Here is a 14,040-nt window from a genome sequence, read left to right on the forward strand (position 1 = left end):
CGGCGCCCGGTGCGGATCGGTCCTCGGGCTAGGGGAGACCGACCAAAGTCGATGGGGTCAGCGACCGTGGAAGGTGGGGCGCTCCTTGGCCAGGAAGGACCGGGTGGCGCCCAGGTGGTCGTCGGTGGCGGCGCACTCGTCCTGCAGGACCGCCTCCAGCTCCAGGGACTCGGTCAGGGAGTGGGTGGTGGCGTAGGCGAGCGACCGCTTGGTGGCCGCGTACGCCTTGGTGGGGCCGTGCGCCAGCCGTACCGCCAGCTCCTGGGCGGTCTTCAGCACGTCGTCCGGCGCGACCACCCGCGTCACCACGCCCAGCTCCAGCGCCCGCTGGGCGTCCAGCGGCTCGCCCAGAAGCAGGAGCTCGGCCGCGCGGCCGGGTCCCACGAGGCGCTGCAGCGTCCAGGAGGCGCCCGAGTCCGGGACCAGGCCGATGCCGGAGAACGCCATCGCGAACTTCGCCTTCTCCGAGGCCACCCGCAGGTCGCAGGCGAAGGCCAGCGACGCGCCCGCCCCCGCGGCCACGCCGTTGACCGCCGCCACCACCGGCTTGGGCATCGTGGTGATCAGCTCGACGATCGGGTTGTAGTGCTCGCGCACCGTTCCCGCCAGGCCGCGGCCCGCCTCCAGGTTGTCCGCGTGCTCGCGCAGGTCCTGGCCGGCGCAGAACGCCCGGCCGGAGCCGGTCAGCAACACGGCGCGCACCAGCGGGTCATCGGCCGCCCGGCGCAACGCGTCGAGCAGGGCCGTCTTCAGCTCGGCCGTCAGCGAGTTCATCGCGTCGGGGCGGTCGAGCGTGATGGTGGACACGCTCTCGGTCACGTCGTAGCGGATCACAGGGTCTCCAGGTTGTGGTCGACGAATGCGGCGGCTCTGGGCAGCAGGCGCGCGGCCTCCTGCTCGAAATATGCCCGCGCTTTCTCGCCCGGCCACCCCGGCGGCAGCAGTTCCGCGGGCAGGCCGGGATCGCGGAACAGGAAGTTACGCCAGCCGTGGACCAGCGCGCTCCTGGTGGCGAAGACGCGGTCGTCGGGCGCGTGCGCGGGCAGCGAGTCCACCAGCGACCCGGCCTCGGCCAGCCAGCGCTCGTAGGCCGCGGCGATGCCGTCCAGGTCCCAGGCGCGGGCCACGAGCTCGCGCGGGTCGCCGTCCAGCGCGGCGTCGAAGCGGTCGGCCACCACGCCCTCGCCGTCGAGCAGGTTGTCCAGCTCGATGGAGGAGCGTGGACCGATCCAGGTCGTCTCGGACAGCGCGGCGTAGCCGAGGAAGGTGAGATCGGCGCGCAGCCGTTCGCGCCTGGGACGTTCCCGCACCGGCCCGAAGACGATCACGTGCCAGCGTCCACGCCAGCCGAGCGTCCCCGGTCGGTAAATTCTCAGTGCTGCCTCGTCCAGGCGCCTGACGCACTTCGGAGTCAGGCCGTATCCGGGTCCGTGCGGCAGCCGGACCGGCGACAGCCAGCCCTGCCTGACCATGCGCGAAACGGCCGTGCGCACGGCGGGAGCGGCGATTTCCAGGGGTTTCATCAGCCGCACCAGGGCGGCAACGGAGGCCTGGCCACCGCGTGATCGCAGGTGGTCTCCGTAGAGGTCGAACAGGCCGGCGCGTGCGTGCACGAAGTCCAGTTTGGACGTCTTCGCACCCCTGGACAACGCATTCTGGGAGGAGATCGTTACCCATGAGGGCTCTCGATGCGGGAGAATAGGACATCACAGAAGACGTGAATGCGCCGGCCACCCTCCTGGAGGGCCGGCGGTCGCGGGCCGCGGGAGCCCAAGGCAGGAAGGGATACACGCATGGCGGCGATGAAGCCGCGGACCGGCGATGGTCCGCTGGAGGTCACCAAGGAAGGACGCGGCATTGTCATGCGCGTCCCCTTGGAGGGTGGCGGCCGGCTCGTCGTGGAGATTTCCGCCGACGAGGCGCAGGCGCTCGGCGAGGCGTTGAAGAACGTCGTCGGCTGAGCGCTTCCCGAGACAGCTTCGATCGACGGCCCTGGCGTGCCTCCGCGCCAGGGCCATTGACGTGTTTGGAGAGATGACCCGTGCCCATTGAGACCACGACGTCGGTGGTTTCCGAGATCCCCGCCGAGGCCGAACTGCTGGCGGTGCCGTACTCCTCCGACCTAGACCCGGCGCTCTCCCTCGACCTGCTCCTGCCCCCGGCGGCGCTGCTGGCCCACTACGAGGCCAAGGGCGAGGCGGGCGAGATTGTCGAAGTGCCCGTGGCACGGGGGGAGAATGTCGGGCGCGTCCTGCTCTACGGAGCCGGGGACGGCTCGCCGAAGGCGCTGCGCAAGGCCGCCGCCGCCCTGACCCGCCGCGCCAAGGGCCGCGACACGCTCACCGTCGTCGTTCCCGACGGCGACGGCGCGGCGTTCGCGGAAGCCGCGCTGCTGGCCGCCTACAGCTTCAAGGTCACCTCCTCGCCGGGCAAGAAGCCCGTCTCCGCGCTCGTGTTCGCCGGCGCCGACGAGCAGGCGGTACGGCGCGGCGAGATCGTCGCCCAGGCCGTCGCGCTCGCCCGCGACCTGGCCAACACGCCCTCGTCGGTGAAGAGCCCGGCGTGGCTGGCCGAGCGCGCCGGTGAGCAGGGCGTCCCCGTGCGCGTGTGGGACGAGAAGGAGCTGCGGGCCGGCGGCTTCGGCGGCATCCTCGCGGTCGGCCAGGGATCGGCGAACCCGCCGCGGCTCATCCAGCTCTCCTACGACCCGCCGGGCGCCACCAGGCACGTGGTGCTCGTGGGCAAGGGCATCACCTTCGACTCGGGCGGGTTGTCGCTCAAGCCGTCCGACAACATGAAGGTCCAGAAGACCGACATGGCCGGCGGCGCCGTCGTCATCGCGGCCGTGTCCGCGCTGGCCAAGCTGGGCGCCAAGGTACGGGTCACCGGGCTGGTGGCGGCGGCGGAGAACATGCCGTCCGGCAGCGCGCAGCGGCCCAGCGACGTCATCACCCACTACGGCGGCCGCACGGTCGAGGTGCTCAACACCGACGCGGAAGGCCGCCTGGTCCTGGCCGACGCCCTCGCCTACGCCGACGACACGCTCGCCCCCGACGCGCTCGTGGACATCGCCACCCTCACCGGCGCGATCAGCGTCGCCCTCGGCCGCAGCGTGGGCGCCGTCTACGCCACCTCGGAGGAACTCGCCGGAGAGCTGCTCGGCGCCGGCCAGGCCAGTGAAGACCGGCTGTGGCGGATGCCGCTGATCGATGACTACGCGCCCGCGCTGGAGTCGTCGATCGCGGACCTGGCCAACGTGGAGGTGGGTTCCCGCTTCGGCGCCGGATCGATCACGGCCGCGCTGTTCCTGCGGGAGTTCGCGGGCAAGCGGCCCTGGGCCCATCTGGACGTGGCCGGGGTGGGGCGCAGCACGGTGGACGAGGGCGTGCTGACCAAGGGCGCCACGGGCTTCGGCGTCCGCCTTCTCGTGGAGTGGCTCAGCCGTTCAGCCTGACCGCACAGCCTGGCCGCTTTCAGTCGCTCGGTCTGACCGTTTTTCAGTCGCTCAGCTTCACCGCGGCCAGGAGTCCGTCGCCCAGCGGCATCATCAGCGGCCGCAGCCGGTCGTCGCCCTGCACGAGCTTGCCCAGCTCGCGCAGGGCGACCGTGTCCGGGTCGCGCTGGGCCGGGTCGGCCACCCGGTTGTGCCACAGGACGTTGTCGAACGCGACGATCCCGCCCACCCGCAGCAGCCTGACGGCCTCGGCCAGATAGTCGGAGTACTCCTGCTTGGCGCCGTCGGCGAAGACCATGTCGTACCCGCCGTCCGACAGCCGGGGCAGCACGTCGAGGCCGCGGCCGACGATCAGCCGCACCCGCCCGCCGGAGAATCCGGCGTCGGCGAAGGCCTGACGGGCCAGCCGCTGGTGCTCAGGCTCGACGTCCACGCTGGTCAGCGTGCCGTCGGGACGCATGCCGCGCAGCAGCCACAGACCCGACACACCGCAGCCGGTGCCGATCTCGACCACGGACTTGGCGTTGAGCGCCGTGGCGAGGAAGCAGAGCGCCGCCCCGCCTCCGGGAAGGATGGGCACCGCACCCATCTCCTGGCCGCGCTGCCGCGCCGCGAGAAGCACCTCATCTTCCAGATGGAACTGCTCCGCATAGGCCAGAGTGGCCTCTACCGGGCTGGTCATCGGCCCCCTCCCCCCACTTTCGTGCGATTGGTCACCGATCGCAGCCTAGGGGAGACACGCCCGGACGGGAACTCAAGTCGGTCCTAACGCGTTGCAGGTTTAAACGGGCTTTGCCGGTCCGGAAGGCAGGCAGTGCGCATGAAGGGACGAAACCAGGCACTATGGCTGTAGCGGTGGTCCCAAAGAGAGGAGCCTTGGTGGACGGAAGCGACCACCAGGTGTCTGAGTGGACTCCTCCCACCTGGGAGGAGGTCGTGCGGACGCACTCCGCGCGCGTGTATCGGCTGGCGTACCGGCTGACCGGCAATGTCCATGACGCCGAGGACCTCACACAGGAGGTCTTCGTCCGGGTATTCAGGTCATTGTCCAGCTACACCCCCGGCACGTTCGAGGGCTGGCTGCACCGGATCACGACGAACCTGTTCCTTGACATGGCGCGGCGCAAGCAGCGCATCCGATTCGAGGGATTGGCGGACGACGCGGCGGAACGGCTGCGCGGCCGCGAGCCGTCTCCGGCGCAGGCATGGGACGACGCGCACTTCGAGGCCGACGTCCAGGCGGCGCTCGACGCGCTCGCCCCCGAGTTCCGTGCCGCGGTGGTGCTCTGTGACATCGAAGGCCTGTCGTACGAGGAGATCGCGGCCACGCTCGGCGTGAAGCTGGGTACGGTCCGGAGCCGTATTCATCGTGGCCGGGCACAGCTGAGGGAGTCGCTCGAACATCGGGCGCCCCGAGGCGCTGAACTCCCCCCGACCGTGATCCGTGGGGAGGAAGGCTAGGAATGTCTCATCTTGGAGAGAGTGTTTCCGCGCTCGTCGACGGCGAACTGAGCCACGTCGAGCGCGAACGGGCGCTGGCCCATCTCACCTTCTGCGCCGAATGCAGGAGGGAGGTCGAGTCGATGCGGGCGCTGAAGTCGCGCCTGCGCTCACTCGACGGCCCGGCCATGCCCGCCGACCTGACCATGTCACTACTGCGGATGTCCGAGCCGGGCGGGCCGCTGCCGCCGCGCGAACGCCCTTTCCCTCCCACGTTTGGAGGAGTGCCGCTTCCGGGACCGCACAGCATCTCCCCTTTGGACAACCGGCCGCGAAGGGACGCCTTCGGTGGTACTTCCGGCCCTGGACGGGGGAGTAGGCGCCGCGGCGCCTACGTGGCCGTGGGCGTCATGTCCGCCGCGGTCGCGCTCGGCACCTTCTTCGCCGTCAACAGCACCGCCGAGGTGGGCAGCCCGCCGCCGGTCGAGCTCTTCCAGGTTCAGCAGGCGCCGGGCAACACCCCGTGATGTCTCGGGCCATTGGCCTGGGATACTCGAAGGATGGCGTAGTCGTCGGTGAGAGGGGCATACGATCGGGGTTCGGGCCTTACAGGGGCTTATGACCCACGTATGCCGTTCACGCCAGGATTGCGGTGTCCGAGCGAGGAGTGGTGAGACTTAGATGACCGACGAGACGCGCCCCACCGAAGGACGCATGCCGTCGGACTCCCCCGAGTCGCAGGAGCGGCCGGAGTTTCTGCCCGCGGGCGAGGAGCAAGGCGCCTGGGGAGACCCGTCGGGCCGCTCCGTCAACCCACCACCGTCGTACGGCGGGGCCGGCGACCAGCCGCCTCCCACGTTCGGCAACGCGCCCGCCGACCCCAGCAATCCCTACGGCTCGTACGGTCCGTCCGGCTCGTCCGGCTCGTATGGTTCGTCGGGCTCGTACAGTTCGTCCGGCTCGTATGGTGAGGCCGCGCCCGCGTTCGGCAGCCCGGCGGGTGAGCAGGAGCCCCGGTTCGGGACGCCCGCGCAGCCGTCGTTCGGCCCGCCGCCCTACTCCGGCTCCTACGCGGGCTATGGCGGCGGCGCGCCCTCGCAGGGCGACACCGCCGTCTACAGTTCCCCGCAGTACGGCGGCGAGACCCCGCCGCCTCCGCCACCGCAGAACGCCTTGGGCATGGGCTCGGGCTGGGCCCCGCCGCCCGGCCCCGGCGCGGGGGTTCCGCAGCGCAGGGTCGCCCTGGGCACCGGCGGGCTGATCGCCGTGGCCGTCGCCATCGCGCTGATCGCCTCCGGTCTCGGCAGCGTCGGCACGTACCTGCTCACCAGGTCGGGCGGTGGCACCGACCCCTCCTACACGCTCGGTCCCGCGCCCAGCGGCGCGATCAACCGGCCTCCGGAGTCGGTGGCGGGCGTCGCCTCGCGCGTCCTGCCCAGCGTCGTGTCCCTGGAGGTCGGCAACGGCGGCGCCGAAGGCGCCAGCGGCTCCGGCTTCCTGATCAAGGACGGCTACGTGGTCACCAACAACCACGTCGTCGCCATGGCGGCCGGCGGTGGCGAGATCCAGATCATGTTCGCCAACCGCAAGACCACCACGGGCCGCATCGTCGGCCGCGATCCGGGCTCCGACCTGGCAGTGGTGAAGCCGGAACAGACGTTCGGCACCCCGGAGATCACGCTGGGCAACTCCGACCAGGTCGTCGTCGGCGACCCGGTCATCGCGATCGGCTCCCCGCTCGGCCTGAGCGGCACCGTCACCACCGGCATCGTCAGCTCCCTGAACCGCCCGGTCATCGCCGGAGACGAGAGCGGCCGGGCGACCGAGGAGCCCGCGTACATCTCCGCCATCCAGACCGACGCCGCCATCAACCCCGGCAACTCGGGCGGCCCGCTGGTCAACGCCAAGGGCGAGGTCATCGGCGTCAACTCGGCGATCGCCACGCTCAGCCGTTCATCCTCCAGCCAGGGCGGCAGCATCGGCCTGGGCTTCGCGATCCCGGTCAACCAGACCCGCCGGGTGGCCCAGGAACTGATCACCACCGGCAAGGCCAAGCGCCCCCGGATCGGCATCGTCCTGGACAAGAACTACCGAGGCCAGGGTGTCCGCATCGCCTCCGAGCCCGACCAGGGCCGCCAGCCTGTGGACGCCGGTGGCCCGGCCGAGAAGGCAGGCCTGAAGGCCGGCGACGTCATCCTGGAAATGGACGGCCTGCGCCTCCAGGACGGCAACGAACTGATCGCCCTGATCCGCGCCAAGGCCCCTGGCTCCAAAATCACCGTCAAATACGAACGAGCCGGCCAAGAACGCACCGCCACCCTGACTGTGGTCGCCGACGAAACCCCCTCTCCGTCGCCGTCCTGATCTCCGCGCCGTTCTTGTCCGCGCGTTCTTGTCCTGGCGTTCTCCGTTACGGCAAGCCGCCCCCACGCCACCCGCCGACGTGGGCGGGTGCCGATCGTGGGGGTCGCTTCTCACGTCGCACGAATGGCCCACCGCAACGGCCAGACATGACCGGCTGACACGGCCGGCTCTGACCGGGCCCGCACGGTCAGGCGCAACCGGCTGCCCCGACCACGCTTGGCCCGCCCCTGCTCCGACACGCTCCCTCCCAGTTCCTGCCTCCCGAAACGCGCCCCTGCCTCGGTCCCGGCCCTGGCCTCGGTCCCGGCCCTGGCCTCTGGCCCCGGCCTTGGTCTCGGTCCCGGCCTTGGCCTCCCGGTTACTGGCCTTTTGGCGTTTCGACCCTTAGGCGCGGTTCTGAGTCGCGCCGTCCCGGCTTCTTGGTTTCGTTGGTCCTGGCCCGCCCCGGCAGGGGCTGGGTGGACTTGCGGGCTTGTGGTGGGCTTTGGAGGGGTTGCCGGGTAGTTGGGGTGGTTGTGGGGTGGTTGTCCTGGGGTGGGGTTGGGGGTGCGGGGTGGCCGGGGGTTGATCTTGGGAATCGTCTTGGCAGGTGGGTGGGCGTTCTAAGTGGCCTTGCGAACCCTTAGTCTGGGAGTGGCCGGGGTTGTCCCCGGAGCCAGTTGGACTGCGGTAGGAGTTCAGGTGTTCGGACTCGGGTGGGCGGAGATCGGGGCGCTCGTCGTCATCGGGTTGCTGGTGTTCGGGCCCGACAAGCTGCCCCAGGTGGCTTCGCAGGCGGGTCAGACCCTGCGCAACCTCCGCCGCATGGCCACCAACGCCCGCGACGACCTGCGGTCCGGGCTGGGCCCGGAGTTCTCCAACTTCGATCCGGCTGACCTCAACCCCAAGAACTTCGTCCGTAAGCACCTGCTGGACGACATCGAGGATTCCTGGAACGACCGGCCTCAGCAGGAGCTCGAGCCGGTCGCCGCTGCTCCGTACGCACCGGAGCCTCTGGAAGAGCTCGGCTACGGCGAACTCCCGCCCTACGACTCCGAAGCCACCTGACCCCACCCACCTGCCGCCCGTCCCGTCACCGCCCCGCCCTATGGGCCCGGGGCGGCTCCTGGCTACGGGCCGGGCGGGGGCTGCCGGTGAAAGTGTCCGACCAGCCGGTCAAGCGTGGCCGTTGCGGTGGGTCATTCGTGCGACGTGAGAAGCGATCCCCACGATCGGCGCGCGCCCGCGTCGGCGGGTGGCGTGGGGGCGGCTTGCCGTAACGGATGGGGATGGTTCTAAGAGAACCCCCGGAAAAGCGGCCGCGTCGGCGAAGGGCCGACGCGGCGGGGTGCTGGGAACGGCGTCAGCGGCCGGTGGGCGAGATGCCGAGTTGCATGCCCTTGAGGCTGTTCGCGCGCTTGCTCAGGGCGTCGGCGATCGAGCGGAGCTCCGTGGCCGCCGGGGAGTCGGGGTCGGTGAGGACCAGGGGCTTGCCCTCGTCGCCGCCCTCGCGCAGGCGCATGTCCAGTGGCACCTGGCCGAGCAGCGGTACGCGGGCGCCCAGCGTGCGGGTCAGTGCGTCGGCCACGTTCTGGCCGCCGCCCTCGCCGAAGACCGGGATGCGCTCGTCGCAGTGGGGGCAGGGCAGCCAGGACATGTTCTCGATCACGCCGGCGATCTGCTGGTGGGTGGAGGCGGCGATCGAGCCCGCCCGCTCGGCCACCTCGGCGGCCGCCTGCTGCGGGGTGGTCACGACCAGGATCTCGGCGCCGGGCAGGCGCTGTGCCACCGAGATGGCGATGTCGCCGGTGCCGGGCGGGAGGTCCAGGAGCAGTACGTCGAGGTCGCCCCAGTACACGTCGGCGAGGAACTGGTGGAGGGCGCGGTCGAGCATCGGGCCGCGCCAGACGACCGGCGTGTTGCCTTCGGGCTTGAACATCCCGACCGAGATGACCTTGATGTCATGCGCCACCGGCGGCATGATCATGTCTTCGACCTTGGTGGGCCGTTCGGCGGCGCCGAGCATGCGGGGGATGCTGTGGCCGTAGATGTCGGCGTCGACGATGCCGACCTTGAGGCCGCCGGCGGCCATGGAGGCGGCGAGGTTGACGGTGACGGAGGACTTGCCCACACCGCCCTTGCCGGAGGCGACCGCGAACACGCGGGTCAGCGAACCGGGCTGGTTGAAGGGGATCTCCTTCTCGGGCCCCTTGTTGCCGCGCAGCTTGGTCTGGAGCTCCTTGCGTTGCTCGGTGCTCATCACGTCGAGTTCGAGCTCCACGCCCGCGACGCCTTCGACCTTGGACACGGCGTTGACGACGTCGCGGCGGATGGTGTCCTTCATCGGACAGCCGGCGACGGTGAGGTAGACGCCGACGCGGACGGCGCCGTCGGGGGCGATGTCTACGCTTTTGACCATGCCCAGATCAGTGATCGGGCGGCGGATCTCCGGGTCGATGACGGTGGCGAGGGCGGCCGTCACCAGTTCCTGCGTCGGTGCCATGGAAATCTCGGCACTCCTTTGTGGTTTATGGATGACGGGTTCCATCGTATGAACCCGAGGCAAGTCGCTGCTGTTTAGATGTGCGTGCAACGTTCTAAGGTTACTCCGTGACTGTTCTGCCCGACGAGGGCCTCGACGCCCGGGAGCTCGAGATCTGGCGGGCGCTGCAGCGTGCGCAGGTGCGGGTGGCCCGCCACCTGGAGGCCGAGCTGCTCGTCGCCCACGACCTCCCGCTGGCCTCCTACGACGTGCTGATGCAGCTGGCCGAGGCTCCGGAGCGGCGGCTGCGGATGAACGACCTGGCCGACCGCGTGCTCCTCTCGCGCAGCGGCCTCACGCGGCTGATCGACCGTCTGCAGCGCGACGGGCTCGTCGCGCGCGAGGCGTGCGCGAGCGACGCGCGCGGCCTGTTCGCCGTGCTCACCCCCGAAGGCGAGGTACGGCTGGCCGACGCCACCCCCACCTACCTGCGCGGCGTCAGGACCCAGTTCCTCGACCCGCTCAGCGAGGAGGACCTGAGCCGCTGCCGGGCGATGCTGGCCAAGCTGGGTCTCACTGAGGAGTCCTGACCTGCTGGGCCTGCTGGAGTTCTGAGCGGATGAAGTCGCGGGTGGCCACCTCGCCGAGCGTGATCCTGAGCCCGGCGATCTCCCGGGTGAGAAACTCCAGCTCGGCCTGACTGGCCTCCCGCGCCTGGCGGTCCTGCTCGCCCTGGACGCGGTCGCGGTCGGCCTGCCGGTTCTGGGCGAGCAGGATGAGCGGCGCCGAGTACGACGCCTGCAGCGACAACATCAGCGTGAGGAAGATGAACGGGTACTCGTCGAACCGGACGGCGGCCGGCGCGAGCACGTTCCACAACACCCAGCACAGCACGAACACCGTCATGTAGACGAGGAACCGCGCGGTGCCGAGGAAGCGGGCGATCCGCTCCGACAGCCGCCCGAAGTCCTCCGGGTCGTAGTGCGGCCGGATCGAGCGCCTCAGCTCGCGCGGCTGGTCGAGTCGCTCACGTGGCATGTCGCTCCCGCCAGTCTTCGGGCAGCAGGTGGTCGAGCACGTCGTCCACGGTCACCGCGCCGACCAGCCTGCCGCCCTCGTCCACGACGGGCGCGGCCACGAGGTTGTACGTGGCGAGGTAGGACGTGACCTCGGGCAACGTGAACCCGGGCCTGATCGGGTCGATGGTGTGGTCGAGCGTGGCCCCCAGCAGCATCGACGGCCGCTCGCGCAGCAGCCGCTGGAAGTGCGCGACTCCCAGGTACGCGCCGGTGGGCGTCTCGGTGGGCGGCCGGGTCACGTACACCTGGGCGGCCACGGCGGGCGAGAGGTCGCGCTGGCGGATGTGCGCGAGTGCCTCCGCGACGGTGGCGCTGGGTGGCAGCACGACCGGTTCGCTGGTCATCATGCCGCCGGCGGTGTCCTCGTCGTAGTCGAGCAGCCGCCGCACGGGCGCGGCCTCGCCGGGCTCCATCAGCGACAGCAGTTGCGCCGCCTGCTCGACGGGCAGGTCCTGGAGCAGGTCGGCGGCGTCGTCGGGGCCCATCTCGGACAGTACGTCGGCGGCACGGGTGGGGGCGAGGGCGGTGAGGATGCCGATCTGGTCGGTGAAGGGCAGTTCCTCCAGTACGTCGGCGAGGCGTTCGTCACCGAGTTCGGCGGCCACCTCGACGCGACGCTTGAACGGCAGCTCATGCAACGCGTTGGCCAGGTCGGCGGCGCGTTCGGTCTCGAAGGCGGCGATCAGGCCGGCGGCGCCCTGGTCGCGCTGCATGGCGTCGAACCCGCGGACGTCGCCCCAGTCGACGACGCGGGTCTCGCGCCGCTTGCCCTTCTGGTAGATGGCGACCTTGGTGAGCGTCCAGTCGGTCCTGCCCTGCTCCATGGCCAGGTCGTAGACGATCCAGGGGCGGTCGTCGAGGGTGACGGTCTGGTCGAGGAGCTGGCCGATCGTCAGCGTCTCGGTGACGCGTTGTTCGAACCTGCGCATGTTGAGCCGTCCGGAGAAGACCACCGCTCCGGTCTCGATGGCGCGTACCCGGGTGATGGGCAGGAACACACGGCGGCGCGGCTGCACCTCGACGACGAGCCCGTGCGCGCGGGGCGGCAGCGTGCCCTCGGCGGTGGGGCGCAGGGACACCACGACGTCGCGGACGCGGCCGATCTGGTCACCGGACGGGTCGAAGACCGGGGTCCCGGCCAGCCGGGCGACGAAGATCCTCACCTGAGCAGGCTAAACGAGTGAGGGCGGCCGGGCATTGCGCCTCGCCCACAGGACATGTCAGTATCCATCGGACATGACACTCATTACTCTCAGGATGTGTTGACGTTGCGGTATGCGGGACTGGCGATCGCCTTCGTCTCCTCGTGTTGTTTCGCCTTCTCCGGGCCGATGGCCAAGTACCTGAACGCCGCAGGGCTGGTGCCGATCGAGGCGGTCTGGGTGCGGATGGCCGGTGCCGGGGTGCTGCTCGTGGCGGTACTGGCCATGGTCAAGCCGCAGGCGCTGCGCATCCCGCGCGACAAGTGGGGCTTCTTCGCGGCCTATGCGGTGATGGCGGTGGCGGGCGTGCAGGCGCTGTTCTTCCTGGCCATCACACGGCTGCCGGTGGGGGTGGCGTTGCTGCTGGAGTACATGGCGCCGGTCATGGTGGTGGTGTGGGTCCGCTTCGTCCGGAAGGTACGGCTGCCGCGGGCCGCGTTCGTCGGGGCGATGGTGGCCGTCGTGGGCCTGGGTGTGGTCGTCGAGGCGTGGCAGGGGCTGCGCTTGGATGCTCTGGGGTTGTTGCTGGCGTTGGTGGCGGGGGCGTGCTGCGCCGGATATTTCCTGATGAACGATAGTTTTGGGGATGAGATCGACTCGCTGGGGTTGATCGCGTGGGGGATGGTCGGCGCCGCGGTCGTCCTGGCTCCGTTCGCCCAGCCGTGGAACATCCGCTGGAGCGCCTTCACCCAGACCGTGGCCCCGAATGGCGGGGTGGCCCTGCCTGTCCTCGGGGCGTACGTGTGGATGGTGCTGGTGGCCACCGTGATGGCGTACATCCTGGGGGTCAACGCGGTACGCCGCCTGTCGGCCGCGGTGGGCGCGACAGTGGCCTCCTTGGAGGTCATCGGGGGCGCCGTCGTCGCCTGGGCGCTGCTGCGCGAGTCACTGGGCCTGTTCCAGATCATCGGCGGCCTGACAGTCCTGACCGGAGCCCTGCTGGCCCAGACCGCCACCTCCCAACCAGCTCTCACCCGCGAACCAGCCCACGCAACCTAACCACCCCACCCTCCACAGCGCCCGCCACCTTCCACGGGGCCCCACCCTCCACGGGGCCCCACCCTCCACGGGGCCCCACCCTCCACGGGCCCCGCCCCGCGCTCCGCAGGCCCCACGCTCCTGCTCCGCCCGTCCCGGCGCCCTGCCCCGCGGTCCGTGCCCCTGCTCCTGCTCCTGCTCCGCCGGACCCTGCGCTTCGGCCCTGCGGATCCACGCCAGGCCATGCCCGCCCCGGCGCTGTGCTCCGCCTGGTCCGCTGTGCCCTGTGTCGCGGTTCCCGTGTTGCGCGCCGCGGGTCAGCACCGCGCTGCGCCGCCCGTCCCGGCGCCCTGCCCCGCGTTGCTGGTGGGGGTTTGCTGGTTTGGCAACGGGGTTTGCCTCGTGAGGGGTGGGGGGCGAATAGTGCGCCTGTGAGCGAACACGAGGAATTCTGGGATGCCCGCTACAGCGAAAGCCGGCGCATCTGGAGTGGTCAGCCGAACACGATGCTGGTGACCGAGGTCGAGGGGATGGCTCCCGGGCGCGCGCTCGATCTGGGGTGCGGCGAGGGCGGGGACGTCGTCTGGCTGGCCCGGCGCGGGTGGCGGGTGACGGGGGTGGACGTCTCTCGGGTGGCGCTGGAGCGGGCCGGGGAGCATGCCAAGGAGGCGGGGGTGGCCGATCTGGTCGACCTGCGGTGGCATCAGCTCGGGGAGAGCTTCCCGGAGGGGGAGTTCGATCTGGTCTCGGCGGCGTACCTGCACAGCAAGGTTGAGATGTCCAGGGAGAAGATCCTGCGGGCCGCCGCCGCGGCGGTGGCGCCGGGTGGGGTGCTCCTGGTGCTGGGGCACTCCGGTGGGGCGTCCTGGCAGCCTGTGCCGCCGCCCGACATGCACTTTCCGACGCCTCGGGAGGTGTACGACTCGCTCGGGCTCGCCCAGGGTGCGTGGGTGCTGGAGCGTAGCGGGGAGTTCGAGCGCAGTCAGAACGGTCCCGACGGGGAGCCCGGCACCCGCACGGACAACGTGCTCCGGGTACGCAGGCTCCCGGCCTGATCTCGCG

General features: G+C 70.7%; 15 protein-coding genes. 9 read left to right on the forward strand and 6 right to left on the reverse strand.

Annotated elements, in window-relative coordinates:
• Positions 1-57 precede the first annotated feature (57 nt).
• Positions 58-834: an enoyl-CoA hydratase-related protein gene (locus tag ACIBKY_RS23365; protein WP_397099283.1), complete on the reverse strand. Its 777-nt coding sequence runs from the start codon at positions 832-834 to the stop codon at positions 58-60.
• Positions 831-1,613 (reverse strand): PaaX family transcriptional regulator C-terminal domain-containing protein, encoded by a 783-nt coding sequence (locus ACIBKY_RS23370; protein ID WP_397099285.1) that lies wholly within the window; start codon positions 1,611-1,613, stop codon positions 831-833. The genes ACIBKY_RS23365 and ACIBKY_RS23370 overlap by 4 nt, the downstream gene beginning before the upstream one ends.
• Positions 1,614-1,793: 180 nt before the next feature.
• Between ACIBKY_RS23370 and ACIBKY_RS23375 the strand changes: the two genes are divergently transcribed.
• Both ACIBKY_RS23375 and ACIBKY_RS23380 read left to right on the forward strand, forming a co-directional pair.
• Positions 1,794-1,961, forward strand: coding sequence for a DUF3117 domain-containing protein (locus tag ACIBKY_RS23375; RefSeq protein WP_181019706.1), 168 nt, complete (start codon positions 1,794-1,796; stop codon positions 1,959-1,961).
• Positions 1,962-2,041: 80 nt separating this feature from the next.
• Positions 2,042-3,454 carry a leucyl aminopeptidase gene (locus ACIBKY_RS23380; protein WP_397099287.1) on the forward strand — a complete coding sequence of 471 codons (1,413 nt, stop codon included), beginning with the start codon at positions 2,042-2,044 and terminating at the stop codon, positions 3,452-3,454.
• A 43-nt stretch (positions 3,455-3,497) separates the two neighbouring features.
• Here the strand turns inward: ACIBKY_RS23380 and ACIBKY_RS23385 are convergent, their stop codons facing one another.
• Positions 3,498-4,136 carry an O-methyltransferase gene (locus tag ACIBKY_RS23385; RefSeq protein WP_379610571.1) on the reverse strand — a complete coding sequence of 213 codons (639 nt, stop codon included), beginning with the start codon at positions 4,134-4,136 and terminating at the stop codon, positions 3,498-3,500.
• Positions 4,137-4,297: 161 nt separating this feature from the next.
• Between ACIBKY_RS23385 and sigE the strand changes: the two genes are divergently transcribed.
• The 4 genes from sigE to ACIBKY_RS23405 all read left to right on the forward strand — a co-directional run bounded on the left by sigE (position 4,298) and on the right by ACIBKY_RS23405 (position 8,305).
• Complete coding sequence (gene sigE, locus ACIBKY_RS23390) at positions 4,298-4,915, forward strand: RNA polymerase sigma factor SigE (protein WP_184967914.1); 618 nt, start codon at positions 4,298-4,300, stop codon at positions 4,913-4,915.
• 2 nt (positions 4,916-4,917) lie between these two features.
• A complete protein-coding gene (locus ACIBKY_RS23395; RefSeq protein WP_379610570.1) occupies positions 4,918-5,421 on the forward strand; it encodes an anti-sigma factor family protein in 504 nt (167 codons plus the stop codon).
• Between the two features lie 154 nt (positions 5,422-5,575).
• Complete coding sequence (locus ACIBKY_RS23400; protein WP_397099290.1) at positions 5,576-7,258, forward strand: S1C family serine protease; 1,683 nt, start codon at positions 5,576-5,578, stop codon at positions 7,256-7,258.
• 681 nt (positions 7,259-7,939) lie between these two features.
• Positions 7,940-8,305, forward strand: coding sequence for a sec-independent translocase (locus ACIBKY_RS23405; RefSeq protein WP_397099292.1), 366 nt, complete (start codon positions 7,940-7,942; stop codon positions 8,303-8,305).
• 295 nt (positions 8,306-8,600) lie between these two features.
• On the opposite strand, the gene ACIBKY_RS23410 is transcribed toward ACIBKY_RS23405, so the two are convergent.
• Complete coding sequence (locus ACIBKY_RS23410; protein ID WP_397099294.1) at positions 8,601-9,740, reverse strand: Mrp/NBP35 family ATP-binding protein; 1,140 nt, start codon at positions 9,738-9,740, stop codon at positions 8,601-8,603.
• A 107-nt stretch (positions 9,741-9,847) separates the two neighbouring features.
• Between ACIBKY_RS23410 and ACIBKY_RS23415 the strand changes: the two genes are divergently transcribed.
• Positions 9,848-10,309 carry a MarR family winged helix-turn-helix transcriptional regulator gene (locus tag ACIBKY_RS23415; RefSeq protein ID WP_397099296.1) on the forward strand — a complete coding sequence of 154 codons (462 nt, stop codon included), beginning with the start codon at positions 9,848-9,850 and terminating at the stop codon, positions 10,307-10,309.
• On the opposite strand, the gene ACIBKY_RS23420 is transcribed toward ACIBKY_RS23415, so the two are convergent.
• Together ACIBKY_RS23420 and ACIBKY_RS23425 are read right to left on the reverse strand one after the other, a co-directional pair.
• Positions 10,293-10,757: a DUF1003 domain-containing protein gene (locus ACIBKY_RS23420; RefSeq protein WP_397099298.1), complete on the reverse strand. Its 465-nt coding sequence runs from the start codon at positions 10,755-10,757 to the stop codon at positions 10,293-10,295. The genes ACIBKY_RS23415 and ACIBKY_RS23420 overlap by 17 nt on opposite strands.
• Positions 10,747-11,961, reverse strand: a complete 1,215-nt coding sequence (locus ACIBKY_RS23425; RefSeq protein ID WP_397099300.1) for a magnesium transporter MgtE N-terminal domain-containing protein — start codon at positions 11,959-11,961, stop codon at positions 10,747-10,749. Before ACIBKY_RS23425 ends, ACIBKY_RS23420 begins: the two co-directional genes overlap by 11 nt.
• A 96-nt stretch (positions 11,962-12,057) precedes the next feature.
• Here ACIBKY_RS23425 and ACIBKY_RS23430 point away from each other — a divergent pair, with 96 nt between their 5' ends.
• Both ACIBKY_RS23430 and ACIBKY_RS23435 read left to right on the forward strand, forming a co-directional pair.
• Positions 12,058-12,999 carry an EamA family transporter gene (locus tag ACIBKY_RS23430; RefSeq protein ID WP_397099302.1) on the forward strand — a complete coding sequence of 314 codons (942 nt, stop codon included), beginning with the start codon at positions 12,058-12,060 and terminating at the stop codon, positions 12,997-12,999.
• Positions 13,000-13,409: 410 nt separating this feature from the next.
• Positions 13,410-14,033, forward strand: coding sequence for a class I SAM-dependent methyltransferase (locus ACIBKY_RS23435; protein WP_397099304.1), 624 nt, complete (start codon positions 13,410-13,412; stop codon positions 14,031-14,033).
• Positions 14,034-14,040: the final 7 nt, after the last annotated feature.

The organism is Nonomuraea sp. NPDC050394 (genome assembly GCF_044459065.1).
Lineage (GTDB): Bacteria > Actinomycetota > Actinomycetes > Streptosporangiales > Streptosporangiaceae > Nonomuraea.

What these genes read in the sequence shown, in the direction of transcription:
- ACIBKY_RS23375 (WP_181019706.1), top strand. Translation starts at nt 1,794, where the DNA reads ATGGCGGCGATGAAGCCGCGGACCGGCGATGGTCCGCTGGAGGTCACC.
- ACIBKY_RS23395 (WP_379610570.1), top strand. Translation starts at nt 4,918, where the DNA reads ATGTCTCATCTTGGAGAGAGTGTTTCCGCGCTCGTCGACGGCGAACTG.
- ACIBKY_RS23400 (WP_397099290.1), top strand. Translation starts at nt 5,576, where the DNA reads ATGACCGACGAGACGCGCCCCACCGAAGGACGCATGCCGTCGGACTCC.
- ACIBKY_RS23410 (WP_397099294.1), bottom strand. Translation starts at nt 9,740, where the DNA reads ATGGCACCGACGCAGGAACTGGTGACGGCCGCCCTCGCCACCGTCATC.
- ACIBKY_RS23385 (WP_379610571.1), bottom strand. Translation starts at nt 4,136, where the DNA reads ATGACCAGCCCGGTAGAGGCCACTCTGGCCTATGCGGAGCAGTTCCAT.
- sigE (WP_184967914.1), top strand. Translation starts at nt 4,298, where the DNA reads ATGGCTGTAGCGGTGGTCCCAAAGAGAGGAGCCTTGGTGGACGGAAGC.
- ACIBKY_RS23420 (WP_397099298.1), bottom strand. Translation starts at nt 10,757, where the DNA reads ATGCCACGTGAGCGACTCGACCAGCCGCGCGAGCTGAGGCGCTCGATC.